At 51.5% G+C, this 25,489-nt stretch carries 23 protein-coding genes and 1 riboswitch; of the genes, 18 read left to right on the forward strand and 5 right to left on the reverse strand.

Going from position 1 to position 25,489, the window contains the following annotated elements:
- Window positions 1–88: 88 nt before the first annotated feature.
- Window positions 89–1,087, reverse strand: coding sequence for a type IV pilus twitching motility protein PilT (locus M2371_RS12410; protein WP_259267848.1), 999 nt, complete (start codon window positions 1,085–1,087; stop codon window positions 89–91).
- A gap of 15 nt (window positions 1,088–1,102) precedes the next feature.
- Here M2371_RS12410 and M2371_RS12415 point away from each other — a divergent pair, with 15 nt between their 5' ends.
- Genes M2371_RS12415 through hemW form a run of 5 tightly spaced genes read left to right on the forward strand, consistent with a single transcriptional unit; the run spans window position 1,103 to window position 4,426 of the window.
- Window positions 1,103–1,807: a YggS family pyridoxal phosphate-dependent enzyme gene (locus M2371_RS12415; protein ID WP_259267961.1), complete on the forward strand. Its 705-nt coding sequence runs from the start codon at window positions 1,103–1,105 to the stop codon at window positions 1,805–1,807.
- 26 nt (window positions 1,808–1,833) lie between these two features.
- The gene (locus M2371_RS12420; RefSeq protein WP_034498393.1) at window positions 1,834–2,388 is read left to right on the forward strand and encodes a YggT family protein; all 555 of its coding nucleotides are present in this window, start codon (window positions 1,834–1,836) and stop codon (window positions 2,386–2,388) included.
- A complete protein-coding gene (gene yggU, locus M2371_RS12425; protein WP_034498396.1) occupies window positions 2,385–2,675 on the forward strand; it encodes a DUF167 family protein YggU in 291 nt (96 codons plus the stop codon). The genes M2371_RS12420 and yggU overlap by 4 nt, the downstream gene beginning before the upstream one ends.
- Window positions 2,676–2,703: 28 nt before the next feature.
- A complete protein-coding gene (locus M2371_RS12430) occupies window positions 2,704–3,297 on the forward strand; it encodes an XTP/dITP diphosphatase (protein ID WP_259267849.1) in 594 nt (197 codons plus the stop codon).
- Window positions 3,290–4,426 (forward strand): radical SAM family heme chaperone HemW, encoded by a 1,137-nt coding sequence (gene hemW / locus M2371_RS12435; protein ID WP_259267850.1) that lies wholly within the window; start codon window positions 3,290–3,292, stop codon window positions 4,424–4,426. Before M2371_RS12430 ends, hemW begins: the two co-directional genes overlap by 8 nt.
- A gap of 105 nt (window positions 4,427–4,531) precedes the next feature.
- On the opposite strand, the gene M2371_RS12440 is transcribed toward hemW, so the two are convergent.
- Entirely contained in the window at window positions 4,532–5,710 is a 1,179-nt protein-coding gene (locus M2371_RS12440; RefSeq protein ID WP_259267851.1) for a sugar efflux transporter, read from the reverse strand.
- A gap of 247 nt (window positions 5,711–5,957) precedes the next feature.
- The gene (sgrT, locus tag M2371_RS12445) at window positions 5,958–6,119 is read right to left on the reverse strand and encodes a glucose uptake inhibitor SgrT (protein ID WP_072011208.1); all 162 of its coding nucleotides are present in this window, start codon (window positions 6,117–6,119) and stop codon (window positions 5,958–5,960) included.
- A gap of 88 nt (window positions 6,120–6,207) precedes the next feature.
- Here sgrT and sgrR point away from each other — a divergent pair, with 88 nt between their 5' ends.
- The 4 genes from sgrR to thiQ all read left to right on the forward strand — a co-directional run bounded on the left by sgrR (window position 6,208) and on the right by thiQ (window position 11,296).
- Entirely contained in the window at window positions 6,208–7,866 is a 1,659-nt protein-coding gene (gene sgrR, locus M2371_RS12450; protein ID WP_259267852.1) for an HTH-type transcriptional regulator SgrR, read from the forward strand.
- Window positions 7,867–7,902: 36 nt separating this feature from the next.
- Window positions 7,903–8,002, forward strand: a riboswitch (TPP riboswitch).
- Window positions 8,003–8,038: 36 nt separating this feature from the next.
- Window positions 8,039–9,022, forward strand: coding sequence for a thiamine ABC transporter substrate binding subunit (gene thiB, locus M2371_RS12455; RefSeq protein WP_259267853.1), 984 nt, complete (start codon window positions 8,039–8,041; stop codon window positions 9,020–9,022).
- Window positions 8,998–10,608 (forward strand): thiamine/thiamine pyrophosphate ABC transporter permease ThiP, encoded by a 1,611-nt coding sequence (gene thiP / locus M2371_RS12460; RefSeq protein WP_259267854.1) that lies wholly within the window; start codon window positions 8,998–9,000, stop codon window positions 10,606–10,608. Before thiB ends, thiP begins: the two co-directional genes overlap by 25 nt.
- Window positions 10,592–11,296, forward strand: coding sequence for a thiamine ABC transporter ATP-binding protein ThiQ (gene thiQ, locus M2371_RS12465; protein ID WP_259267855.1), 705 nt, complete (start codon window positions 10,592–10,594; stop codon window positions 11,294–11,296). Before thiP ends, thiQ begins: the two co-directional genes overlap by 17 nt.
- Here the strand turns inward: thiQ and M2371_RS12470 are convergent.
- Window positions 11,280–12,053, reverse strand: coding sequence for a DedA family protein (locus M2371_RS12470; RefSeq protein ID WP_259267856.1), 774 nt, complete (start codon window positions 12,051–12,053; stop codon window positions 11,280–11,282). The two genes, thiQ and M2371_RS12470, sit on opposite strands and share 17 nt — an antisense overlap.
- Before the next feature lie 87 nt (window positions 12,054–12,140).
- Entirely contained in the window at window positions 12,141–12,986 is an 846-nt protein-coding gene (araC, locus tag M2371_RS12475) for an arabinose operon transcriptional regulator AraC (protein WP_034498434.1), read from the reverse strand.
- A gap of 340 nt (window positions 12,987–13,326) precedes the next feature.
- On the opposite strand from araC, the gene araB reads away from it, so the two are divergent.
- The 9 genes from araB (at window position 13,327) to rluA (ending at window position 25,472) form a co-directional block, all read left to right on the forward strand.
- Window positions 13,327–15,033 carry a ribulokinase gene (gene araB, locus M2371_RS12480; RefSeq protein ID WP_259267857.1) on the forward strand — a complete coding sequence of 569 codons (1,707 nt, stop codon included), beginning with the start codon at window positions 13,327–13,329 and terminating at the stop codon, window positions 15,031–15,033.
- Window positions 15,034–15,043: 10 nt separating this feature from the next.
- Window positions 15,044–16,546: an L-arabinose isomerase gene (gene araA, locus M2371_RS12485; protein WP_172893240.1), complete on the forward strand. Its 1,503-nt coding sequence runs from the start codon at window positions 15,044–15,046 to the stop codon at window positions 16,544–16,546.
- A gap of 112 nt (window positions 16,547–16,658) precedes the next feature.
- Window positions 16,659–17,354: an L-ribulose-5-phosphate 4-epimerase gene (araD, locus tag M2371_RS12490; protein ID WP_172893239.1), complete on the forward strand. Its 696-nt coding sequence runs from the start codon at window positions 16,659–16,661 to the stop codon at window positions 17,352–17,354.
- A 158-nt stretch (window positions 17,355–17,512) separates the two neighbouring features.
- On the forward strand, window positions 17,513–17,992 hold the full coding sequence (locus tag M2371_RS12495; RefSeq protein WP_172893238.1) for an Hcp family type VI secretion system effector: 480 nt from the start codon (window positions 17,513–17,515) through the stop codon (window positions 17,990–17,992).
- An 8-nt stretch (window positions 17,993–18,000) separates the two neighbouring features.
- Entirely contained in the window at window positions 18,001–18,879 is an 879-nt protein-coding gene (locus M2371_RS12500; protein WP_259267858.1) for a hypothetical protein, read from the forward strand.
- Window positions 18,880–18,900: 21 nt separating this feature from the next.
- A complete protein-coding gene (locus M2371_RS12505; protein ID WP_259267859.1) occupies window positions 18,901–19,311 on the forward strand; it encodes a hypothetical protein in 411 nt (136 codons plus the stop codon).
- A gap of 91 nt (window positions 19,312–19,402) precedes the next feature.
- Window positions 19,403–21,763 carry a DNA polymerase II gene (gene polB / locus M2371_RS12510; protein WP_259267860.1) on the forward strand — a complete coding sequence of 787 codons (2,361 nt, stop codon included), beginning with the start codon at window positions 19,403–19,405 and terminating at the stop codon, window positions 21,761–21,763.
- 143 nt (window positions 21,764–21,906) lie between these two features.
- Window positions 21,907–24,813 (forward strand): RNA polymerase-associated protein RapA, encoded by a 2,907-nt coding sequence (gene rapA / locus M2371_RS12515; protein WP_259267861.1) that lies wholly within the window; start codon window positions 21,907–21,909, stop codon window positions 24,811–24,813.
- Entirely contained in the window at window positions 24,813–25,472 is a 660-nt protein-coding gene (rluA, locus tag M2371_RS12520) for a bifunctional tRNA pseudouridine(32) synthase/23S rRNA pseudouridine(746) synthase RluA (protein WP_034498430.1), read from the forward strand. Before rapA ends, rluA begins: the two co-directional genes overlap by 1 nt.
- Window positions 25,473–25,489 lie beyond the last annotated feature (17 nt).

The raw sequence follows: 25,489 nt of genomic DNA on the forward strand, positions 1-25,489 counted from the left end.
GGGAATCAAATTCCCGCGTTAGTTCATCGCTTTCTCCTGATAAGGAAACAACACACACCAATACACACGTAAGCAATAATTTTAACCATCACTTTTCTTCCCCGTCAGCAATACGACCTTCTACACGCAGCATTGCCTCGCTGTGCGCGAAACTCTGCATTCCATATTGCTGCCCAGTTTGTATCTGGCCCGGTAGTTGATGCGTTTTCCCTTCGCGGATAAGACTCGCCACAGCAGGCGTATTCACCAACAGCTCGTACACCGCAACCCTTCCCCCACGGCTGTCGGGCAATAATTTTTGTGCCAGCACCGCTTTTAAACTGCCCGCCAACTGGCTGCGTACCATGCTTTTTTCTTCCGCGGGAAAGACATCCACCAGCCGTTCTACAGCTTGCGCAGCACCTCGGGTGTGGAGTGTTGCCAAAACTAAATGCCCTGTTTCGGCGGCTGTCAGCGCAAGACGTATGGTTTCGCTGTCACGCAATTCTCCCAGCAAAATAACGTCAGGATCTTCACGCAATGCCGCGCGCAAACCCGCTGCAAACGAATGACAATGCAACCCTGGTTCGCGCTGTTGAATCAAACAACGTTGCGAGTGATGGATAAATTCAATGGGATCTTCAAGGGTGAGAATATGTCCGTCTTTCTGTTGGTTAAGAAAATCCACCATGGCTGCAAGCGTGGTCGATTTCCCACTCCCCGTTGCGCCCGTCACCAGAATCATTCCATCGGGGGAATCGAGCAATTCAGGAATTAATGGCGGAACATTTAGCGCTTCCAGTTTTGGGGTTTGTGAAACCAGCAATCTTAAGGCAAGCGAATAACCCTGAAGCTGGCGAAAGGCATTAGCACGCAGCCGTGTGCCGTCTTTTAACGACACGGCAAAATCCAACTGCCCGGCTTCTTCAAGCTGTTCTCTTTGCGCGGCTGTGAGCCAAATATCCAACAATGTTTGCGGATCGGGTGCAATTTCTGGCAGCGGTTCAAGCCGCCCTTGCCTACGCCTGCGAGCAGGAAGCTGCGTACACAGGTGTAGATCAGAGACATTATGCTTTACACTAAGGGCCACAATTTCTTCGATATCCATATCACTTTCCAACCTATGAACGAGATAGCGCACAATCTGGCACAGGTTCAGAACAAAATCTTCGCGGCAACTGAACGCTGCGGCCGTGCTCCAGAAGAAGTGACTTTGCTTGCAGTCAGCAAGACTAAGCCTGCGAGCGCCATCGCAGAAGCGGTTGATGCAGGACAGCGAATTTTTGGTGAAAACTACGTTCAGGAAGGCGTGGATAAAATTCGTTACTTTGCCGATAACAGTGAAGCCACACTGGAATGGCACTTTATTGGCCCATTGCAGTCGAACAAAAGTCGCCAGGTTGCTGAACATTTTGACTGGTGCCACACCGTCGACCGTTTACGCATTGCAACCCGTTTAAGCGAGCAGCGCCCTGCCGAACTGCCGCCGCTTAACGTACTGATTCAAATTAATATCAGTGATGAACAAAGCAAGTCTGGTATTGCGCTGAGTGAGCTTGACGCGCTGGCAGCAGAAGTTGCTGCGCTGCCGGGTTTGGTATTACGAGGTTTAATGGCAATTCCTGCCCCTGAACCTGATTACGAGCATCAGTTAGCAGTTTGCCAGAAAATGGCTGACGCTTTCGCATCGCTCAAAAACCGTTTTTCAACGGTTGATACATTGTCCCTGGGCATGACCGATGACATGGACGCCGCGATTGCCGCAGGCAGCACCATGGTGCGCATTGGAACCGCTATTTTCGGCGCGCGGGATTATTCCGCTCGTTAATCACAAAATAATAATTGAGGAACGCCATGCTGACGTTGACTTTCCTGGTCAAAACGCTGATTGAACTGTATGTAATGGTGCTGCTAATTCGCATCTGGATGCAGTGGTCACGTTGTGATTTCTACAACCCTTTTGCACAGTTTATCGTCAAGATTACCCAGCCGATTGTGGGGCCGCTGCGTCGTGTCATTCCGTCGATTGGGCCGATTGATACCTCTTCGTTGCTGGTGGCGTTTATTCTCACCACCATGAAGTATCCGATTCTGCTGCTGATTCAGGTGGGCGCGCTGTCGCTTGACCCAATGAATCTGTTGGTTGGCCTGTTATCACTGCTGAAATCCGCCGGTACGCTGGTGTTCTGGGTCATTATTATTCGCTCGCTGATGAGCTGGATTAGCCAGGGCCGCAGCCCGATTGAATACGTGTTGATGCAGTTGACCGAGCCAATGATGGCGCCGATTCGCCGCGTGATCCCCGCCATGGGCGGTATCGACTTCTCCGCGATGGTCGTCATTTTGATTCTCTATGCGCTGAACTACCTCGGCATGGATTTGTTCCCGGGGCTTTGGTATTTGCTGTGAGTGCAGTGAGTCAAACCGAAGATGGGCTGGTTTTACGGCTATATATTCAGCCTAAAGCCAGCCGCGATAGCATTATCGGGCTGCATGGCGACGAGCTAAAAGTCGCCATCACCGCCCCACCGATAGACGGCAAAGCCAACGCCCATCTGGTAAAGTATCTGGCCAAGCAGTTCAAAGTCGCCAAAAGTCAGGTGCTTCTTGAGAAGGGCGAACTGGGTCGCCATAAGCAAATTAAAATTATTAACCCGCAACACATCCCGACGGAAGTCGCGGCATTGCTTGATTAATTACCTAATTTCACAGGATTTTCTCACTATGCAAAAAGTTGTCCTCGCGACCGGTAACGCCGGTAAAGTGCGTGAACTCGCCGATTTACTCGGTAATTTTGGTCTGGATGTGGTGGCTCAAACGGAATTAGGCGTGGAGTCGGCGGAAGAAACCGGGCTGACGTTTATCGAGAACGCCATTCTGAAAGCTCGCCACGCGGCGCACATTACGGGCCTGCCAGCGATTGCTGATGATTCCGGTCTGGCGGTTGACGTGCTGGGTGGCGCGCCTGGTATTTATTCTGCACGTTACGCAGGCCTTGAAGCATCCGATCAGCAAAACCTGGAAAAGCTGCTGGCGACACTGAAAGATGTGCCAGACGAACAACGTAAAGCGCGATTCCATTGCGTGCTGGTGTATATGCGCCACGCTGAAGACCCAACGCCGCTGGTTTGCCACGGTAGCTGGGAAGGCCGGATTACCCGGGAAGCCGCAGGTGCTGGTGGTTTTGGTTACGACCCTATTTTCTTTGTCCCGAGTGAAGGCAAAACTGCCGCTGAACTGACTCGCGACGAAAAACGCGCCATTTCCCACCGCGGGCAAGCGCTAAAACTGTTACTGGAAGCAATGAAAAATGGCTAATTTGCCACCTCTGAGTCTTTATATTCACATCCCGTGGTGCGTGCAGAAGTGCCCCTACTGTGACTTCAATTCCCACGCACTCAAAGGTGACGTGCCGCACGACGAGTACGTCGCTCACCTGTTGCGTGACCTGGATAACGACGCGCCTCTGGCACAAGGACGTGAAATAAAGACCATCTTTATTGGTGGCGGTACGCCGAGCCTGCTGTCAGGTGAAGCGATGCAAACGTTGCTGGACGGTGTGCGTGCGCGCCTGCCGCTGGCGGCCGATGCGGAAATTACCATGGAAGCGAATCCCGGAACGGTAGAAGCAGACCGCTTCGTGAGTTATCAACGTGCGGGTGTGAACCGCATTTCTATCGGCGTGCAGAGTTTTAGCGAGCCGAAGCTCAAGCGTCTGGGCCGTATCCATGATTCAGGCGAAGCGAAACGTGCTGCTAATCTGGCGAGTGGATTAGGGCTGCGCAGCTTTAATCTGGACTTGATGCACGGCCTGCCGGATCAATCTCTGGAAGAAGCACTCGACGATTTACGCCAGGCCATCGAACTGAACCCGCCGCATCTCTCGTGGTATCAGCTGACGATTGAGCCGAATACTTTGTTCAGCTCCCGCCCACCAAAACTGCCGGATGACGACGCGCTGTGGGATATTTTCGAGCAGGGCGACAAACTGCTGACGGCTGCGGGCTACCAGCAATATGAAACCTCGGCCTACGCGAAACCAGGCTACCAGTGCCAGCACAACCTGAACTACTGGCGCTTTGGCGATTACCTTGGCATTGGCTGTGGCGCACATGGCAAGGTAACGTTTGAAGACGGACGTATTATGCGTACCGCAAAAACTCGCCACCCTCGCGGTTATATGGAAGGTAAATACCTCGACAAGCAGCACGATGTCGAACAAGCCGACAAACCATTCGAGTTCTTTATGAACCGTTTCCGTTTATTGGAAGCCGCACCTCGCAATGAGTTCAGTCTGTATACCGGGCTTGATGAATCAGTGATTCGTGCGCAGCTAGACGAAGCGATTGCGAAGGATTATTTGGTTGAGACAGAAGAGTTTTGGCAGATTACCGAGCACGGTAAGCTGTTTTTGAATTCGCTGTTAGAGATTTTTCTGGCTGAATAATCAGGCATTGTCTGGCGGATGACGCTGCGCTTATCCGCCCTACGAAATGCAGTTGTAGGTCGGATAAGCGCAAGCGTCATCCGACATTATTATCAACACCAAAAGTTAAATATTCTTCACCCGGCTGGTAAGAATCAACGCGAACACCGACAGCCCGGCAATTAACCAATATACAGAATAGTGCCCAAAACTTTCCGCCAGCGCGCCCTGTAAAACCCCTGCCAAAATCACGCCTGTCGAAATACTGTTGGTGAAAAGCGTGGTCGCCGAACCCGGCCTACCAGGCATTAAATCCTGGAACCACAACATGCCGATACCCGCGACAATCCCGATAAATATCGCGTTAAATAGCTGAAGCAGCAGTAAAGCAGTACGGCTATGGAACAGAATCAGCCCGACGTAAAAAAGCACGCCAGCCGAGACAGCAATCACCATCATGCGACGTTTACCGAAGCGCTTCACGTAATAACCCGCCAGGATCATTGCCGGGATTTCCAGCCCTGCGGCAGTGCCCATCAAAAGCCCAGCCAACGATTCGGGCAGCCCTAAATCACTGCTGACCCACAACGGCATGTCGATGATATACATAGTGTTGCAGGTCCACATCAACATCGAGGCGATAAATAACATACGGACATTTTTGTCTTTCCAGCCGCTGACCTGGGTAAGCGCCACATCTGCGGGCTGCTCAATCCTTGCGACCGAGGGAAGTACGAAGAAGATTAGCGCCAGCGAAATAACAAAAATTCCCGCGGCGATAAGAAACATGGTGGTAAAGCCGTAGTTTAACGCGAGCATAAACGACAATGGCGGGCCAATAACCCAGGCAAGCGAGAGCTGCGCACGCATTATCGAGCTGAACATCACCACTTCACGCGCTGAGTTATCGGCATATTCACGGGCAAGGGCAAATATTTGCGGCATCGCGGTGTTGGCAATAGACGCGAACATGACGCCAATGGTGATTAACGTCAGGTAATGACGGTTAAAAGCAAAAAGCACACAGTTTGCTACGGCCATCACGCAACAAACCATAATCAGTTTACGACGGTCACCCTGATTATCTGAACGCTTCGCCAGCGCTAGGCTGACGAGGATCCCGGCTATCGCATTGACGGTATAAAACAGGCCGACCCAGAATGGGCGCACCTCGACTTCGCGACTTAGAAACAGGCTAAGAGTGGGCGCCTGGAGTGCCCCCGCAATCCCCATCATGAAAGCCACAATCATAAATGCGGCATATACCGGATTGAGGCGACGTCCTTTGGTCAGAAACCAAATCATGCAGAAATTCCTTTTGTTCGAGCGCTCACTGGGTGCGCAAAACGTCAACTATACCCTAAATAATTCAAGTTGCAGGTAGGCGGCAAGGGAGCTTATCCCCAGGAGCTTACTTAAGTAAGTGACTGGGGTAAGTGAGTGCAGCCAACACCCCTGCAGCTTGAAGTATGACGGGTATAAAAAAGCCAGCAGTAACAATCTGCTGGCCAGGTGAACATCACCAATTCTCAGTCACACATGTATCAACGAGTCAGTACTTCACGGTCACGGAAGTTGTCACCTCCCACTGCATTAAGTCCTCAAGCATCCTAAGACGTTGCGATGCTGTCAGGCGAGCCAGCCATCCAGCAGAAACACTTTGGGTTGCGGTAAAATACTGTTGATAAAACTTAACCACTGGCGACCGTTTCATATGTACCTCCTCGCTTTCAACGTTGATGATTATTGGCGTAATATGAGGAAAGTTAAATTGATGAGTTTCTGACAGGAGTTCCTCTTTTATGAGTTCGAGTCGTCTGCAACAACAATTCATCCGCCTGTGGCAATATTTCGAAGGTAAACCGCAGGATACAACGTTGAATGACCTGGCCTCGCTGCTGAATTGCTCCCGCCGCCATATGCGCACGCTACTCAGTGCGATGCAGGAAAAGGGCTGGCTGAGCTGGAAAGCGGAAGTCGGACGAGGCAAACGTTCACAGCTCGAATTTCTCTACACGGGCCTCGCACTCCAGCAACAGCGGGCAGAGGATCTTCTCGAGCAGGACAGAATTGATCAACTGGTGCAGATCGTCGGGGATAAAGCCGCGGTGCGCCAGATGCTAATCTCCCATCTCGGACGCAGCTTCCGGCAAGGGCGACATATTCTGCGCGTTCTTTACTATCGCCCGCTGCTAAACCTATTACCAGGCTCGGCTTTACGCCGTTCAGAAACGCATATTGCCCGGCAAATTTTCAGCGGCTTAATTCGCATAAATGAGGAAAATGGGGAACTGGAAGCGGATATAGCTCACCACTGGCAGCAAATATCCCCATTACACTGGCGTTTTTATTTGCGCCCTGGCATTCATTTCCACCATGGCCGCGAGCTGGATATGCTGGATGTCATGACCTCTTTGCAACGGATTAATGCGTTGCCGCTCTATTCTCACATCACGCAGATTAGCTCCCCAACCGCCTGGACACTGGATATTACACTCTCACAGCCGGATAACTGGCTGCCGTGGTTGCTTGGCAGTGTTAATGCGATGATTCTGCCGCGTGAGTGGCAAACGCTGGACAACTTTTCCCGTCAGCCAGTCGGCTCCGGCCCCTATTCGGTCGTGCGTAACAACACCAACCAACTGAAGATCCAGGCCTATGATGATTACTTTGGCTATCGCGCATTAATAGACGAAGTGAATTTCTGGGTGCTGCCAGAAATTGGCGAAGACGTCAGTTGTGCAGTGCAATTATCGGGAATGCCTGACAGCGAGAAAGCGGTTGAAAGTCGCCTGGAAGAAGGCTGTTACTACATTTTATTTGATAGACGCTCGCAATCCGGCAGCAATGAACAAGTGCGTCGCTGGTTGAGCCATGTGCTGGCACCTATTCACCTGCTTTATAGCGCGGGCGAACAAAACCAGCAGTATTGGTTCCCGGCATACGGCTTATTGCCACGCTGGCACCACACCCGACCGCAACCGGTAGTCGAAAAACCCGCAGGGCTTGAGTCCGTTACACTGACGTTCTATCGCGACCACGTTGAGCACCGGGTTATCAGTAAAGTGATGGAACAATTGCTGGCACGCGTAGGCGTAAAACTGGTGGTGCAAGAAGTCAGTTATGAAGAGTGGCATCAGGGTGATGCCGAAAGCGATATCTGGCTTAACAGCGCCAACTTCACCCTGCCGCTAGAATTTTCACTCTTTTCGCATCTCTATGAGGTGCCGCTCATTCAAAAATGTATTGCGATTGACTGGGAATCCGATACCCGTAAATGGCACAACGGTGAGCTTTCACTGCCCGAGTGGTGCCAGAAGCGCGTTGAGAATAATGACATTTTGCCGTTAATTCACCACTGGCTGCGCATTGAGGGGCAACGCAGCATGCGTGGCGTGAGGATGAACACGCTCGGCTGGTTTGACTTTAAATCGGCCTGGTTTGCACCACCGGAACCTTAATACTTTCGATTCATTCACAGAATCATTACAATGCTCGCGTTCTCAACGGGGTGCTAAGACGAAAGTCTGGCTGAGATAATACCCGTCGAACCTGATCCGGATAATGCCGGCGAAGGGATTTGAGGCTCCATTCTCAAAGTCCTTTGCCACCCCTAATTCCAAGAGGTGCAAAGTGTTCAAAAAATTCCTACCGTTACTGGCACTCATCGCTGCCCCAGTTTTTGCCAAACCCCTACTGACTGTTTACACCTACGACTCCTTTGCCGCCGATTGGGGTCCAGGTCCTGCGGTGAAAAAAGCCTTTGAAGCTGACTGCAATTGCGAGCTGAAATTCGTCGCACTTGAAGATGGCGTCTCTTTGCTAAATCGCCTGCGCATGGAAGGAAAGAACACCAAGGCTGATGTGGTTCTGGGCCTGGATAACAATTTGCTGGAAGCGGCGGCGCAAACCAAATTGTTTGCCATCAGCAATGTCGACAGCAGCAAACTGAAAATCCCTGGCGGCTGGAACAACGACACTTTCGTGCCTTTCGACTACGGCTATTTCGCTTTCGTCTACGATAAAAACAAACTGAAAAACCCGCCGAAAAGCCTGAAAGAACTGGTCGAAAGCGATCAGAAATGGAAGGTGATTTACCAGGATCCGCGCACCAGCACGCCGGGTTTAGGCCTGCTGTTATGGATGCAAAAAGTTTACGGCGACAAAACACCTGAAGCCTGGGCGAAACTGGCGAAGAAAACCGTCACCGTCACCAAAGGCTGGTCTGAAGCTTACGGCCTGTTCCTGAAAGGCGAAGGCGATTTGGTGATGAGTTACACCACCTCTCCGGCGTATCACATTATCGAAGAGAAAAAAGATAACTACGCAGCGGCGAATTTCAGCGAAGGGCACTATTTGCAGGTAGAAGTCGCTGGTCGTTTAGCTTCCAGCAAGCAGCCTGAACTGGCTGAGAAATTCATGAAATTTATTACTTCGCCAGGCTTCCAGAACACCATCCCAACTGGCAACTGGATGTACCCGGTAACGGACGTGAAATTGCCAGAAGGTTTTAACGGTCTGGTGAAACCGCAGACCACGCTGGAATTTAGCCCGCAAGACGTCTCTTCCCATCGCGCAAGTTGGATTAGTGAATGGCAACGCGCCGTCAGCCGCTGATCCCCGGCTGGCTGATTCCAGGGCTATGCGCCGCTACTCTCGTGGTAGCCGTAGCCCTCGCAGCTTTTCTGGCGCTGTGGTTTAACGCGCCGCAAACCGATATCCGTGCTCTGGTGCAGGATAGCTATTTGTGGCACGTGCTGCGTTTCTCGTTCTGGCAAGCATTCCTCTCCGCTGCCCTTTCGGTATTTCCGGCGATTTTCCTCGCCCGCGCACTTTACCGCCGCCATTTTCCGGGGCGGCTCGCGCTGTTACGTCTGTGTGCCATGACGCTCGTGTTGCCGGTGTTAGTCGCCGTGTTTGGTATTCTGACGGTGTATGGCCGCGAAGGTTGGCTGGCCTCATTGTGCGCCTGGCTGGGCATTGAATGGGTTTTCTCGCCGTATGGCCTTAAGGGCATTTTATTAGCTCACGTCTTTTTTAACCTGCCGATGGCGACGCGTTTGCTGCTTCAGGCGCTGGAAAATATCCCCAGCGAACAGCGCCAGGTCGCCGCGCAGTTGGGAATGCAGGGCTGGAACTTCTTCCGCTTTGTTGAATGGCCGTGGCTACGCCGCCAGATTCTTCCTGCCGCCGCACTCATTTTCATGCTTTGTTTCGCCAGTTTTGCCACGGTGCTTTCACTGGGCGGCGGGCCGCAGGCAACGACCATTGAACTGGCTATCTTCCAGGCGCTGAGTTACGACTACGATCCCGCCCGTGCGGCGTTGCTCGCATTAGTACAAATGATTTGCTGCCTGGGTCTGGTGCTGATGAGCCAACGCCTCAGCAAAGCGATTCCGGTGGGTATCAGCCAGATGCAAGGCTGGCGCGACCCGCAAGATAACTTGCGCCGCAAACTGTGTGACGGGCTGCTTATCGTACTCGCACTATTATTGTTATTACCGCCGCTGATAGCGGTCATCATTGATGGTATCAATAGCGGCCTGGGTTCTGTGCTGTCACAACCGATTTTATGGCAGGCATTATTCACCTCATTACGAATCGCCATGGGTGCAGGGTTAATCTGTGTGGTGATTACGGTGATGCTGCTGTGGAGTTCGCGGGAACTGAGCCTGCGCAACCGCGCATTTGCCGGACAGGCGCTGGAACTGAGCGGCATGTTGATTTTAGCCATGCCGGGCATTGTGCTGGCGACCGGCTTTTTCCTGCTACTCAATAACAGCGTGGGTTTGCCGCAAACCGCTGACGGTATAGTAATTTTTACCAATGCGCTGATGGCCATTCCTTACGCGTTGAAGGTGCTGGAAAACCCGATGCTGGATGTCGCGGAACGCTACGGCAAATTGTGCCAGTCACTCAATATCAGCGGCTTAAATCGACTGCGCTACATCGAGTTACGGGCGCTCAAACGCCCACTGGCGCAGGCGTTAGCATTTGCCTGCGTGCTATCGATTGGTGATTTTGGCGTCGTGGCGCTATTTGGTAATGAAGATTTCCGCACGCTACCGTTTTATCTCTATCAACAAATTGGTTCATATCGTAGCCAGGATGGCGCCGTTACCGCGCTGATCCTGCTGATACTGTGCTTTGCTTTATTCACATTGATTGAAAAACTTCCGGGACGCCATGCTAACGCTAACTGATGTAACCTGGCTCTATCACCATTTACCGATGCGTTTTTCGATGCAAATTAATGCCGGAGAACGCGTGGCGGTGCTGGGGCCAAGCGGCGCGGGGAAAAGTACGCTGCTGAGTTTGATTGCCGGTTTTCTGACACCTGCCAGCGGGCAGATTAGCCTGAACAATGAAGATCATACGCATAGCGCTCCTGCGCAGCGCCCGGTGTCGATGCTGTTCCAGGAGAACAATCTTTTTAGCCATCTGACGGTGCGTCAGAACATAGGGCTTGGGATAAATCCCGGCCTGAAGCTGAATCTTGAACAACAACAGCGTCTGGCGACCATTGCCAGTCAAATGGCGATTAGTGATTTGCTCGACCGTTTGCCTTCACAGCTTTCTGGCGGCCAGCGCCAGCGTGTCGCCCTCGCCCGCTGTCTGGTGCGCGAGCAACCTATTTTGCTGCTCGATGAACCTTTCTCAGCACTCGATCCGGCGCTGCGCCAGGAGATGCTGCAATTGCTTGATGACCTGTGCCGCCAGCAGCAACTGACGCTGTTGATGGTGTCACACAGTGTTGAAGATGCGGCACGCATTGCCGAAAGAAGTCTGGTGGTGGTCGATGGCCGTATCGCCTGGGATGGCGACACGGCAACCTTATTGAGCGGGGAAGCCAGCGCATCGGCGCTGCTGGGTATTAGTGGTGGCCAGTAAGCACTTTCCACAGAATATCGCGGTAAATCGGCATTAATGGGTGCATTTGAATAGCCGCAAAACTGCCTATCGCCAGCACCGCCATAGTGGGTGCTAACCAATGCAAACGCGCGCGCGGCAAGTATTGGGTTAAACGGTCAGCACTGGCTTTACCGCTACGCCACCAGCGCCAGCACAACCAGCCCGCCAGCCAAAGGCCCAGCGCGACCAGCAGTAACAACCATTTAAAGCTGCCGCTCTGCATATCCGCCGGGATATCAATGGCGGCTCCCGCCAGAATCCCCGGCAAGAAGTAGATTGGCGGCCAGAAAATGCAGCCGATAATGTTCGCGACGATAAATTTAGCAACAGGGAGATCCAACATGCCTGCAACCATCGGCACCAGCGGGCGTGTCGGGCCAACAAAACGCCCCACCAGGATGGTAAACATGCTGTGCTGATGCAGCGCATGCTCGGTTTTATCCAGCAGCGCTTTGTTCTTTTTCATAAACGACCAGCGATGCAGCGGCCCTTTAAAGCGGCCACCCAGCCAGAACGAAATCCAGTCGCCCAACAGGCAACCGACTATCCCCGCAGCCCAGGCGTGATAAAAACCCACCTGCCCGCCGCCAATCAGCGCACCCAGCCCCGCCATCATTACCGTGCCAGGAAGGATAAGTCCCACCAGCGCCAGTGATTCCAGAAAGGCCACCAGCATCACCGCGAAAAGCGAATACGCTACTGACTGAGTTATAAAGTGTTCCAGCAAAGCTTCCATAAAGCGTCCGTCGAGAAACGAGTGGGCGATTCTCCTGAGTGTGGAATGAAGCGTCAAGCCATCATTTGTATGAATCAATTATAGTAACTACTCACACCCTGCACGAAACTCACTCGGGCTAGCACCCGTGCACTTCTTGAAAACACGTGAAAAGTAGAGCTGGTCTTCAAACCCGACATTGCGCCCGACGCTGGCGATCGGCATACGCGTGGTGCTGAGCAATAGTTTCGCCTGGAGAATACGTTGGTCTTCACGCCAGCTTAAAACGCTGACGCCAAGCTGCTGGCGGAACAAATGCGACAGGCGAGAAGGCGATAAACAGACATGCTGCGCGACACTGGCGATATCAAACTGGTTATCAGCCAGATGGTCGCTGATGTACTGGCACGCGTCACGAACGCGGTTATCGAGCGGGGGATTGAGCGAGGCGCTTAATACTTCCATGCGCCGCAGTAATAATTGTTCTAACAGATTAATAGCCAATAATTCCGCGTAACGCCCTTCTGCCTGCCCAGCCTCAATAATCTGCCCAAAGAGCTGAGAAAAGTTTTGCTGGTGAGCATCATCCGGGCGGAAAAACCCGGTATGCGCGAAGATAGGCTCCCAGTTCAGCCACTCCTGCCAGTAAGCACGCGGGCGGAAGTAAACCCACTGGTGATACCACTCTTTGCTGGCAGGTTCGCGGCCATAGTGGTGCACTTCCCCCGGAGGGAACAACAGAATATCGCCTGGGCGGCAAATATAGTTCTTCCCCTGATTATTGATAACCCCTTCTCCGCGCACCGTTAAATTGAGGATGTAGCCTTTCATGCCCAGCGGTCTGTCGATGAAAAAATCCAGTGGCCCTTCAGCTTCAATTGGCGTTAATCCGGCCACCAGGTGGGCGTTAAATGAGTACCCCGGTAACAGGGGATCGTTTTGCATCTCAGGCATCATCAAGCTCGCTATTTAATTGGGCGACAGGAACAATTTGTCCATATCCATGCTATTCACTGGCGGCGTCATACTGCGCAAACAACAAACCGTCCTGATTTCATCATAAAGCCGCAATTTACCTGCACCTATGCTTTTCATTCGTCAATCACAAGGTTTTGTGACGATAACCGAAGTGTTTATAAAAGTAGCAGAAATGTCCACATCGATTATTTGCGGGGCGTCACACTTCTCAAAGGCACAGCAAATTTCTCCATAACTACAGCGAATACGACCTGACGGTTTTCCGGCATAAAAACTAATGTCATTTCCATAGATAACCAGGTCAGGGAGTAAAAAAATGTCGATTGCGCTGGGCCTCGATTTTGGCAGTGATTCCGTGCGCGCCTTAGCCGTTGATTGCGAAAACGGTGCGGAGCTTGCCACGAGCGTGGAATGGTATCCGCGCTGGCAGGAAGGCCAATATTGTGACGCCCCAAATAACCAGTTCCGCCATCATCCACGGGACTACATTGAGTCGATGGAGCGCGCGGTAAAAACCGTTCTCGCTGAGCTGACCGCTGAACAACGTGCCCGCGTTTGCGGCATTGGCGTCGACAGCACTGGTTCGACTCCCGCCCCGATAGATGCCAAAGGGAATGTGCTGGCGCTGACGCCAGAATTCGCTGACAACCCGAACGCCATGTTTGTGTTGTGGAAAGATCACACTGCCGTAGAAGAAGCCGAAGCGATTACCCGCCTGTGCCATCAGCCCGGAAAGAGTGACTATTCCCGTTACATCGGCGGCATTTATTCCAGCGAATGGTTCTGGGCAAAAATCCTGCACGTCACCCGCGCTGACCAAAAAGTGGCACAAGCGGCGGTATCGTGGATTGAACTGTGCGACTGGGTTCCGGCACTGCTTTCCGGCACCACTCGCCCGCAAGATATTCGCCGTGGCCGCTGTAGCGCCGGGCATAAATCCCTGTGGCATGAAAGCTGGGGCGGCCTGCCTCCGGCGAGTTTCTTTGATGAATTAGATCCGGTGATTAACCAGAATCTGGCTTATCCGATGTTTACCGAAACCTGGACTGCGGATATCCCGGTCGGCAACCTTTCCGCCGAATGGTCTGAACGCCTCGGCCTGCCGCAAAACGTGGTGATTTCCGGTGGCGCATTTGACTGCCATATGGGCGCAGTTGGGGCTGGTGCTCAACCGAACACCCTGGTGAAAGTCATCGGCACCTCCACCTGCGACATTTTGATTGCCGACAAACCGACCGTCGGCGACCGCGCCGTAAAAGGCATTTGCGGGCAAGTCGACGGCAGCGTGGTTCCGGACTTTATCGGCCTCGAAGCCGGACAATCCGCATTCGGTGATATCTACGCCTGGTTTGGCCGAGTGCTGGGCTGGCCGCTGGAACAACTGGCGCAGCAGCACCCGGAACTACGTGAGCAAATCAACGCCAGTAAGAAGCAGTTGCTGCCAGCACTGACGGAAGCCTGGGCGAAAAACCCTTCCCTTGAACATCTGCCGGTGGTGCTCGACTGGTTTAACGGCCGTCGCACCCCGAATGCCAACCAGCGTCTGAAAGGTGTGATTACCGATTTGAATCTCGCCACCGATGCGCCAGCGCTGTTTGGTGGGCTGATTGCCGCTACCGCCTTTGGCGCTCGGGCCATTATGGAATGCTTCACCGAACAAGGAATTCCCGTCACGAACGTGATGGCACTGGGCGGTATTGCCCGCAAATCCCCGGTCATCATGCAGGTCTGCGCTGACGTACTGAATCGCCCGCTGCAGATTGTCGCTTCTGACCAGTGCTGCGCATTAGGTGCTGCGATCTTTGCCGCCGTGGCCGCGGGTAAACACGCAGATATTTCCCGCGCCCAGCTCGCCATGGCCAGCCAGATTGAAAGCACCTTACAACCCGATTCCCAACGCGCCGAGCGCTTTGAGCAGCTTTATCGCCGTTACCAGCATTGGGCGGTTAGCGCGGAACAACATTATCTCCCTTCAGCCCCAGTTGCGGTTACTCATGCAGCTCAGGCCACTGTGACCCATTAAGGACATGACGATGAACATTTTTGAACAATATGAAGTGTGGTTTGTAATTGGCAGCCAGCATCTCTACGGTGCGGAAACGTTGCGTCAGGTGAATCAACACGCCGAGCAGGTTGTGAATGCGCTCAATAAAGAAGCCAAACTGCCGTGCAAGCTGGTGTTGAAACCTTTGGGAACCACACCGGATGAAATTACCGCTATCTGCCGCGATGCCAGTTACAACGATAAATGCGCCGGTATGGTGGTGTGGCTGCATACCTTCTCGCCTGCAAAAATGTGGATCAACGGTCTGAGCATCCTGACCAAACCGCTGCTGCAATTCCACACTCAATTCAATGCGCAGATCCCATGGGGCAGCATTGATATGGACTTTATGAACCTGAACCAGACTGCCCATGGCGGCCGTGAGTTCGGTTTCATCGGCGCACGTATGCGCCAGCAACACACCGTCGTGACCGGGCACTGGCAAGATCCGCAAGCTCATCAGCGCATTGGTTCCTGGATGCGTCAGGCGGTTTCAAAACAAGATACTCGTCAGCTGAAAGTGGTTCGCTTCGGCGACAACATGCGTGAAGTTGCCGTGACTGATGGCGATAAAGTGGCCGCGCAAATGAAGTTTGGTTTTGCGGTCAACACTTACGCCGTGGGCGATTTAGTTCAGGTTGTAAACGCGGTGAGCGACGGGGACGTGAACGCATTAGTAGACGAATACGAAAGCAGTTATCGCCTGAGTGCCGCAGCCCAGGTCAACGGGGATAAACGCCAGAATGTGCTGGATGCCGCGCGCATTGAGCTGGGGATGAAACAGTTCCTGGAACAAGGCGGTTTCAGTGCCTTTACCACCACATTTGAAGACCTGCACGGCCTGAAACAACTTCCGGGTCTGGCAGTGCAACGCCTGATGCAGCAAGGCTACGGCTTTGCGGGCGAAGGCGACTGGAAAACTGCCGCTTTGCTTCGCATCATGAAGGTGATGTCAACCGGTCTGCAAGGCGGCACCTCATTCATGGAGGACTACACCTATCACTTCGAGAACGGCAACGATATGGTGCTCGGTTCCCACATGCTGGAAGTTTGCCCATCCATTGCTCTTGCTGAAAAACCAATCCTCGATGTGCAACACCTGGGGATCGGCGGCAAGGACGATCCTGCACGTTTGATCTTCTCCACCCAAACAGGCCCGGCGCTGAATGCGAGCCTTATTGATCTGGGCGATCGTTTCCGCCTGCTGGTGAACTGCGTTGATACCGTTGAAGCCCCGCACCAGTTGCCGAAACTTCCTGTCGCCAATGCACTGTGGAAAGCACAGCCGGATCTGCCTACCGCATCCGAAGCGTGGATTCTGGCAGGTGGCGCACACCACACCGTGTTCAGCCAGTCTCTGACGCTCGACGATATGCGCCTGTTCAGCGAACTGCACGGTATCGAACTGGCGGTTATTGATAACGACACCCGCCTGCCTGCGTTTAAAGACTCTCTGCGCTGGAACGAGGTTTATTACAGCTACAAACGTTAGTTTCTTTGGCCCTCACCCTAACCCTCTCCCCCAGGAGAGGGGATTTCCTTTTCCCCCTCGCCCTCAGGGAGAGGGTCGGGGTGAGGGTTGTTTGACAAACTAAGGATCAAATATGTTAGAAGATCTCAAACGTCAGGTACTCGAAGCGAATCTCGCGCTGCCGAAACATAATCTGGTCACCCTGACCTGGGGGAACGTCAGCGCGGTTGATCGGGAACGTGGCGTATTAATTATCAAACCTTCCGGTGTCGATTACAGCATTATGACTGCTGAAGATATGGTGGTTGTGAGTCTGGAAACGGGAGAAGTGTTGGAAGGCAATAAAAAACCTTCATCGGATACCCCTACTCACCGCTTGCTGTATCTGCAATTTCCGCACATTGGCGGGATCGTCCACACCCATTCACGCCACGCGACTATCTGGGCACAGGCTGGAAAATCCATCCCGGCCACTGGCACGACTCACGCGGATTACTTCTACGGCACCATACCTTGCACGCGCAAAATGACCGATGAAGAGATCAACGGTGATTACGAATGGCAAACCGGCGAAGTCATCGTGAAAACCTTTGCTGAACGTGGAATTGATGCCGCACAAATGCCCGGCGTGCTGGTACATTCCCATGGCCCATTTGCCTGGGGTAAAGATCCCGTTGATGCAGTTCATAACGCCATCGTGCTGGAAGAAGTGGCATATATGGGTATTTTCTGCCGACAACTTTCACCTGAATTACCGGATATGCAACAAACGCTGCTGGATAAACATTATTTGCGTAAGCATGGCGCGAAGGCTTATTACGGGCAGTAGTTAAAAGTGGTGCTAATAAGCGCCACTTAGTTCTAAAAAAACTCCTCATTAACATCCTGATATTAATCTCGCAAATTACTTAATCCGATATGATACATTTTTAGCATTTGTATTTATTAAAGCATGTGCATATAACTCAGTTAAAAAGGAGAGTTTATATGGCTAACTTAGTTTACATGACAATAACAGGTGAAAAGCAAGGCTCCATTTCCCAGGGATGCGGAACCTATGATTCCTTAGGCAATAAATGCCAAATCAATCACCTTGACCAAATCTTTGTTCTGGCACTCACTCATAGCACCCACCGACAACAGCACATCAATCATCAGCCCATAAGCATAACTAAATTAATCGATAAATCGTCGCCCTTATTGGGCGTTGCTATCGCCAATAATGAAAAACTGCAGTGTGTTATCGATGTCTACAGTACGGATAAAACGGGTTTTAACAGGAAATTTTATTCCATCGAACTCAGGGATGCGTTCTTGGTTGACGTTTCTCTTAATATTCCTCATTCGATAGACCATAACGATGCCCAACCAGAAGAAACTCTACTCCTCAGTTTTAAAAGTATTACGTGGAGTCATCACGTAGCGGGGACTTCTGGATACAGTTTTTGGGAAGATAATGTTTTTTAGGAGGCGTTATGAGTAAGAGGGAGGATATCAAGGATGCCTCAGTGGCATTATCTTTTGATTACGGGTTGATCTATACAAAAATTCTCGGATGGATTGACCTCGGGCATGCACAAGCAAATGATGCTCGACGACTAAAATCAATATTACTTGAAGAAAAAGGACGAGAATTTTTTCCTGAGTACAACGACTGGTATTTCCCTGTTGATTATTTCCAGGAGATGGGTGCAAACAAGTCTATCTTTGGGCATACAATTGAATTTCGCGGTGGAATTCATAGCCCCTTAATGATTCGTTCTTGCTTAAGCTGGAAAATGAAACAGCGAATAGCCTTAACAATTATGATGAAAACTGCATTTCGATTTGAATCCTTTCAGCAATTCCCGGTTTTTAAGTTACGTTCTGATAGTGGTTTTAGTGGCGAAGATTTGATATCTGATTTAGTAGGTTTTTATCGCGTTTTTGGAGAAGGAATAGATCCCATCATTCTGGCTCAACCAACGAGCAAAGAGTATGCTTTATGGATTTGGGACTACTATGGGGCTATAGGGAATTTTAAAAATAAAGAATTTAGGCCATTACTTTTTCCTGCGCCTTCTCCTCATACTAGAAATTCACCCAGAAAAGGATTCATCCCCTCATGGCTGGATTATATCAAACCATTACCTAATTTAGAAAGTGAACATATTTTAAATCGTCATAGAAATGAGCCCTCAAAAAATTTCTTCAATGATATAAACAGAATAAATCAAGAACTCTATATTTCTATAAGAGAGAAAGGATGGAATACCACTAACGGCGTCAGGAATACTAACATGCCAGCAAATCTCCATTTTGCACCACACAAACCTATCAGCGTTGATTTCTTTACTATTGATAAAATTTTTTGATTATAAAAAAGGGAAAGTGAAATGAGTAATTTTAACAAATACTTTCTGATATTTTTTGCAAGTTCTTTTTTATTACTCTTTACTTTGGGTTTCATCTTTTTGTTTATTGTCACTTATTCATTAGATGGAGTAGAGTATTCCAAAAAAAATATTTTTGATTATTATTTCCTCACCCCATCAATAATACAAAACGCCCCCTTTATTTCTAATGATGCAATCTATTATTCTGTTGGTGATGACAATTATGGTTTCACCCGAGATAAAGTCACTTGGGAAGGTGTCAGTAATATTTCTATCGCAAGAGAAAAATTAGAGGCTTATCTTAAAGAACAGGGGGTACAAAAATATAGTGATGATAATACGGCAGATAAATATCTGATTGTTTCTTATGACCATATGATAAGTTTAGAAATCATTATTCCTTCGAGATAATTTGGCACAGCATTTCCACTGTACATAAAATCAGTAATCCAGCTTAAAGTGGTCTATAATCAGACCACTTTTTCTTTTATGAGAATGCAGCGTGTCACAAGCTCGTCAGGGGTTTCTACTTACGCGTCACTGGCGAGATACCCCGCTCGGTACTGAAGTTGAATTTTGGCTGGCAACGGATGATGGCCCGGTGAAGGTGCGTCTGCCGCGCCAGGAATCCGTGGCGTTTATCCCGCAATCACAACAAGCCGAAGCGACACGCCTGCTCACAAACGAAAGCCAATATCGCCTCACCCCACTGCCGCTTAAAGATTTCCATCGCCAGCCCGTCTGCGGTTTGTACTGCCGTCAGCATCGGCAGTTAATGCGTATCGAAAAGTTATTGCGTGATGGCGGCGTTAAGGTTTACGAAGCCGATATTCGCCCGCCCGAACGCTTTTTGATGGAGCGCTTTATTACTGCCCCCGTCTGGTTTAGTGGCGAACAAAAAAATAATCTGGTGGTTGAAACGAAGCTGAAACCCGCGCCGGATTATCGTCCGCCGTTGAAATGGGTGTCGTTGGATATTGAAACCACTCGCCATGGCGAACTGTATTGTATCGGTCTCGAAGGCTGCGGGCAGCGCATCGTTTATATGCTTGGCCCGGAAAATGGCGATGCGAGTGGTCTGGATTTCACACTGGAATATGTCGCCAGCCGTCCGCTAATGCTCGAAAAGCTGAATGCCTGGTTTGCTGAACATGACCCAGATGTCTTGATTGGCTGGAATGTGGTGCAGTTCGATTTACGGGTGCTGCAAAAAATGGCCGAACGTTACCAGGTCCCGCTGCGTCTTGGGCGTGAAAACAGCATTCTGGAGTGGCGCGAGCACGGCTTCAAAAAAGGGGTTTTCTTCGCGCAAGCCGCCGGACGGGTCATTATCGATGGCATCGAAGCATTGCGCTCTGCCTTCTGGAATTTCTCCTCTTTTTCCCTTGAGTCGGTTTCTCAGGAATTGCTTGGCGAAGGTAAATCTATCGATAATCCCTGGCAACGCATGGACGAAATTGACCGCCGTTTTGCCGAAGATAAGCCCGCACTGGCGAAATATAATCTCAAAGACTGCGAACTGGTCACGCGGATTTTCCACAAAACCGAGCTGATGCCGTTCTTGCTGGAGCGCGCCACAGTGAACGGTTTGCCGCTGGATAAACATGGCGGTTCCGTTGCAGCATTTGGCCACCTTTATATACCTCGCATGCATCGCGCCGGTTACGTTGCGCCCAATCTCGGCGAGGTACCGCCTCAGGCAAGCCCTGGCGGATATGTGATGGACTCGCGGCCTGGGCTTTATGACTCAGTGTTAGTGCTCGATTACAAAAGCCTTTATCCGTCGATCATCCGCACGTTTCTCATCGATCCAGTTGGGCTGGTTGAAGGAATGGCACAACCCGCCCCTGAACATTCTGTAGAGGGTTTTCTTGGTGCCCATTTCTCCAGGACTACACATTGCCTGCCAGAAATTGTAGGGCAAATCTGGTCGGGTCGCGATGAAGCAAAACGACACGGCAATAAGCCTCTGTCGCAGGCGTTGAAGATCATTATGAATGCGTTTTACGGGGTGTTGGGCACCAGTGCCTGCCGTTTCTTCGATCCTCGCCTTGCTTCGTCGATCACCATGCGCGGGCATCAGATCATGCTGCAAACTAAAGCGTTGATCGAATCTCAGGGTTATGACGTGATTTACGGGGACACAGATTCCACCTTCGTGTGGCTCAAAAAAGCCCATTCCGAGGAAGATGCCGCTCGCATCGGCCAGCAGTTGATGAACCATGTGAATGCGTGGTGGAAAGCGCATCTGCAAGAAACTCAGCAACTCGACAGCAAACTTGAGCTGGAGTTTGAGTCGCACTTTTGCCGCTTCCTGATGCCGACTATTCGCGGCACCGTTGAAGGTTCCAAAAAACGCTACGCCGGAATGATTCAGGAAAATGGCAAGCAGCGCATGGTGTTTAAAGGATTGGAAACCGTGCGCACGGACTGGACACCGCTGGCACAGGAGTTCCAGAAAACCCTTTATTTACGGGTTTTCCGTAACGAGCCGTATCAGGATTACATCCGCGAAACCATCGCAAGCTTGATGGCGGGTGAGCTGGACGAGCAGCTGATTTATCGGAAACGACTGCGTCGTCCGCTCAGTGAATACCAGAAAAATGTGCCGCCGCATGTGCGTGCTGCGCGTCTGGCTGATGAGCATAATCAACGGCTTGGTCGCGCACCGCAATATCAGAACCGGGGGACAATCAAGTATGTGATCACAACCAACGGCCCGGAGCCGGTGGATTATCAAGAGTCCCCACTGGACTACGATCACTACCTGACGCGCCAGCTCCAGCCAGTCGCCGAAGGAATTTTACCTTTCCTTGAGGATGACTTTGCTACACTAATGACAGGGCAATTAGGTCTATTTTGACGGTGACGAATCAATCGGCTTCCAGTACCATAGCGCCCTCCTGAATCATCCTTAAATCTACTTTCGAACTACCGCCCCCTTTGCGCGCGGTCGTTTTACTATTGCCTGCAAATCTTAGTAACTGATAATAGAGCCGAAATCTTATGCCTTTTACACTTGGTCAACGTTGGATCAGCGATACCGAAAGCGAACTGGGACTGGGAACAGTGGTCGCTTTAGACACACGAATGGTAACCCTGCTCTACCCTGCCACCGGTGAAAATCGTCTGTATTCCAGAAGTGACTCGCCTATCACGCGCGTGATGTTTAACCCGGGTGATACCGTCACCAGCCATGAAGGCTGGCAACTCAAAGTTGATGAAGTTAAAGAAGAAAACGGTTTACTTGCCTACATTGGCACCCGTCTGGATACAGAAGAAGCTGGCACGATGCTGCGCGAAGTGTTCCTCGACAGCAAACTGGTGTTCAGCAAGCCACAAGACCGACTTTTTGCCGGGCAAATCGACCGCATGGATCGTTTTGCTTTGCGTTATCGCTCTCGTGTTTACCAAAGCGAGCAGTATCGCCAACCGTGGAGCGGCTTGCGCGGCATGCGCACCAGCCTGATCCCACACCAGTTGAACATCGCTCACGACGTGGGTCGTCGCCATGCGCCACGCGTGTTGCTGGCAGATGAAGTCGGTTTAGGTAAAACCATTGAAGCCGGGATGATTTTGCACCAGCAGTTGCTGGCTGGCAGCGCTGAACGCGTATTGATCGTCGTGCCGGAAACTCTGCAACACCAATGGCTGGTTGAAATGCTGCGCCGCTTTAACTTGCGTTTCTCGCTGTTTGATGACGAGCGTTACGCCGAAGCCCAGCACGACAGTGATAACCCATTCGAAACAGAACAACTGGTTATCTGTTCTCTGGATTTCGTGCGTCGCAGCAAGCAACGTCTTGAACACCTGTGCGAAGCAGAATGGGATTTAATGGTGGTCGATGAAGCGCACCATTTAGTGTGGAGCGAGAATGCGCCTAGCCGTGAATATCAGGCGATCGAGCAACTCGCCGAGCATGTTCCGGGCATCCTGCTGTTAACCGCAACGCCTGAGCAGTTAGGTATGGAAAGCCACTTCGCGCGTCTGCGTTTGCTGGACCCAAGCCGTTTCCACGATTTCGAGCAGTTTGTTGAAGAACAGCAACACTACCGCCCGGTAGCAGATGCCGTTGCATTATTGCTGGCAGGTAACCACCTGACCAACGATCAGCTCAATATGCTGAGTGAATTGATTGGTGAGCAGGATATCGAGCCTCTGCTGCAAACTGCGAACAGTAACCGTGAAGGCAGCGATGCTGCTCGTCAGGAACTGATTTCCATGCTGATGGACCGCCACGGGACCAGTCGCGTGTTGTTCCGTAACACCCGTAATGGCGTCAAAGGTTTCCCGAAACGCGAACTGCATACCATCCGTTTGCCGCTGCCAATGCAGTATCAAACCGCGATTAAAGTGTCCGGCATTATGGCGGCACGCAAATCGGTAGAAGAACGCGCCCGCGATATGCTTTATCCGGAGCAGATTTATCAGGAATTTGAAGGCGATACTGGCACCTGGTGGAACTTCGACCCGCGTGTTGAATGGCTAATGGGCCACCTGACCAGCCACCGTTCGCAAAAAGTGTTGGTGATTTGTGCCAAAGCCACCACCGCCTTGCAGCTTGAGCAAGTGCTGCGTGAACGCGAAGGTATTCGTGCTGCCGTGTTCCATGAAGGAATGTCGATTATCGAGCGTGACCGGGCCGCAGCCTGGTTTGCCGAAGAAGATACCGGCGCACAGGTATTGCTGTGCTCTGAGATTGGTTCCGAAGGGCGTAACTTCCAGTTTGCAAGCAACCTGGTGATGTTCGATTTGCCATTTAACCCGGACTTGCTGGAGCAGCGTATTGGCCGTCTGGACCGTATCGGTCAGGCGCACGATATTCAGATTCACGTTCCTTATCTGGAAAAAACCGCGCAATCGGTACTGGTGAAGTGGTTCCATGAAGGGCTGGATGCTTTCGAGCACACTTGCCCGACCGGCCGTGCGATTTACGATAACGTTTATCCGCAACTGATTGAGTATTTAGCAGCACCGGAAAATACCGATGGTTTCGATGCGCTTATCAAGCTGTGCCGCGAACAACACGATGCGTTGAAGCTGCAACTTGAGCAAGGCCGTGACCGCCTGCTGGAAATCCACTCCAACGGCGGTGAAAAATCACAGGCGCTGGCGCAGGCTATTTCTGAGCAGGATAACGACACTAATCTGGTCAGCTTCGCCCTGAACTTGTTCGATATTGTCGGCATTAATCAGGACGATCGCGGCGATAACATGGTGGTGCTGACCCCTGGCGATCACATGCTGGTGCCGGATTTCCCTGGCCTGCCGGAAGACGGTTGCACGATTACGTTTGAACGTGAAGTGGCGTTGTCTCGTGAAGATGCGCAGTTTGTCACCTGGGAGCACCCAATCATTCGCAACGGCCTGGATTTGATTCTGTCCGGCGATACCGGTAGCTGCGCACTGTCTTTGTTGAAAAACAAAGCGCTGCCGGTGGGGACCTTACTGCTGGAACTGGTGTATGTCGTTGAAGCGAAAGCGCCTAAGCAGCTGCAACTTAATCGCTTCCTGCCGCCGACTCCGGTGCGCATGCTGGTTGATAAAAACGGCACTAACCTTGCGGCTCAGGTCGAGTTTGAAAGCTTTAACCGCCAGTTAAGCACCGTGAATCGTCATACCGGCAGCAAATTGGTGAACGCCGTTCAGCAAGATGTTCACGCGATTTTGCAACTGGCAGAAGAGAAAGTGGAAGCGGCTGCGCAAGTGTTGATCAAAGCGGCTCGTGAAGAAGCAGATGAGAAGCTGAGTTCTGAACTTTCCCGTCTGGAAGCGCTGAAAGCGGTTAACCCGAACATTCGTGATGACGAACTCGAAGCCATCGAAAGCAACCGTCTACAAGTACTGGAAAGCCTTGCGCAAGCAAACTGGCGTCTTGATGCGTTGCGTCTGATTGTGGTGACACACCAATAATGTTAATGGAACCCTATAACCCACCCACTGATCCCTGGCTGGTCATTCTGTATCAGGACGAGCACATCATGGTCGTCAATAAGCCTTCGGGCTTGTTGTCGGTACCGGGCCGTCTGGATGAGCATAAAGACAGCGTGATGACGCGCATTCAGCGCGACTTCCCGCAGGCAGAATCAGTGCATCGTCTGGATATGGCTACCAGCGGCGTGATTGCCGTGGCGCTGACTAAAGCAGCAGAGCGCGAACTGAAACGCCAGTTCCGTGAACGTGAGCCGAAGAAACAGTATGTGGCGCGGGTTTGGGGTCATCCTCAGCCAGAAGAGGGGCTGGTAGATTTACCGCTGATTTGTGACTGGCCAAACAGGCCAAAACAGAAAGTGTGTTATGAAACCGGCAAGGCAGCACAGACGGAATATCAGGTGCTGGAGTACGCGGCGGATAACACCGCTCGTGTGCTGCTAAAACCGATTACCGGGCGCTCACATCAGTTGCGCGTGCATATGTTGGCAATGGGACACCCGATTCTGGGCGATCGTTTTTACGCGTCACCTGAGGCGTTAGCGATGGCGCCGCGTTTGCAGCTCCATGCGGAAATGCTGACTATCACTCACCCTGAGTATGGAACACCCATGACGTTCCGCGCTCCGGCTGATTTCTAAAAAAAAGCCTCTCAGTT

The sequence above is a fragment of the Buttiauxella sp. BIGb0471 genome, assembly GCF_024807715.1.
GTDB lineage: Bacteria > Pseudomonadota > Gammaproteobacteria > Enterobacterales > Enterobacteriaceae > Buttiauxella > Buttiauxella agrestis.

Coding starts and splice junctions, on each gene's coding strand:
- M2371_RS12410 (WP_259267848.1), bottom strand. CDS start 1,087: ATGGATATCGAAGAAATTGTGGCCCTTAGTGTAAAGCATAATGTCTCT.
- M2371_RS12415 (WP_259267961.1), top strand. CDS start 1,103: ATGAACGAGATAGCGCACAATCTGGCACAGGTTCAGAACAAAATCTTC.
- M2371_RS12420 (WP_034498393.1), top strand. CDS start 1,834: ATGCTGACGTTGACTTTCCTGGTCAAAACGCTGATTGAACTGTATGTA.
- M2371_RS12430 (WP_259267849.1), top strand. CDS start 2,704: ATGCAAAAAGTTGTCCTCGCGACCGGTAACGCCGGTAAAGTGCGTGAA.
- hemW (WP_259267850.1), top strand. CDS start 3,290: ATGGCTAATTTGCCACCTCTGAGTCTTTATATTCACATCCCGTGGTGC.
- M2371_RS12440 (WP_259267851.1), bottom strand. CDS start 5,710: ATGATTTGGTTTCTGACCAAAGGACGTCGCCTCAATCCGGTATATGCC.
- sgrT (WP_072011208.1), bottom strand. CDS start 6,119: ATGAAACGGTCGCCAGTGGTTAAGTTTTATCAACAGTATTTTACCGCA.
- sgrR (WP_259267852.1), top strand. CDS start 6,208: ATGAGTTCGAGTCGTCTGCAACAACAATTCATCCGCCTGTGGCAATAT.
- thiP (WP_259267854.1), top strand. CDS start 8,998: ATGGCAACGCGCCGTCAGCCGCTGATCCCCGGCTGGCTGATTCCAGGG.
- thiQ (WP_259267855.1), top strand. CDS start 10,592: ATGCTAACGCTAACTGATGTAACCTGGCTCTATCACCATTTACCGATG.
- M2371_RS12470 (WP_259267856.1), bottom strand. CDS start 12,053: ATGGAAGCTTTGCTGGAACACTTTATAACTCAGTCAGTAGCGTATTCG.
- araC (WP_034498434.1), bottom strand. CDS start 12,986: ATGCCTGAGATGCAAAACGATCCCCTGTTACCGGGGTACTCATTTAAC.
- araB (WP_259267857.1), top strand. CDS start 13,327: ATGTCGATTGCGCTGGGCCTCGATTTTGGCAGTGATTCCGTGCGCGCC.
- araA (WP_172893240.1), top strand. CDS start 15,044: ATGAACATTTTTGAACAATATGAAGTGTGGTTTGTAATTGGCAGCCAG.
- araD (WP_172893239.1), top strand. CDS start 16,659: ATGTTAGAAGATCTCAAACGTCAGGTACTCGAAGCGAATCTCGCGCTG.
- M2371_RS12495 (WP_172893238.1), top strand. CDS start 17,513: ATGGCTAACTTAGTTTACATGACAATAACAGGTGAAAAGCAAGGCTCC.
- M2371_RS12500 (WP_259267858.1), top strand. CDS start 18,001: ATGAGTAAGAGGGAGGATATCAAGGATGCCTCAGTGGCATTATCTTTT.
- M2371_RS12505 (WP_259267859.1), top strand. CDS start 18,901: ATGAGTAATTTTAACAAATACTTTCTGATATTTTTTGCAAGTTCTTTT.
- rapA (WP_259267861.1), top strand. CDS start 21,907: ATGCCTTTTACACTTGGTCAACGTTGGATCAGCGATACCGAAAGCGAA.
- rluA (WP_034498430.1), top strand. CDS start 24,813: ATGTTAATGGAACCCTATAACCCACCCACTGATCCCTGGCTGGTCATT.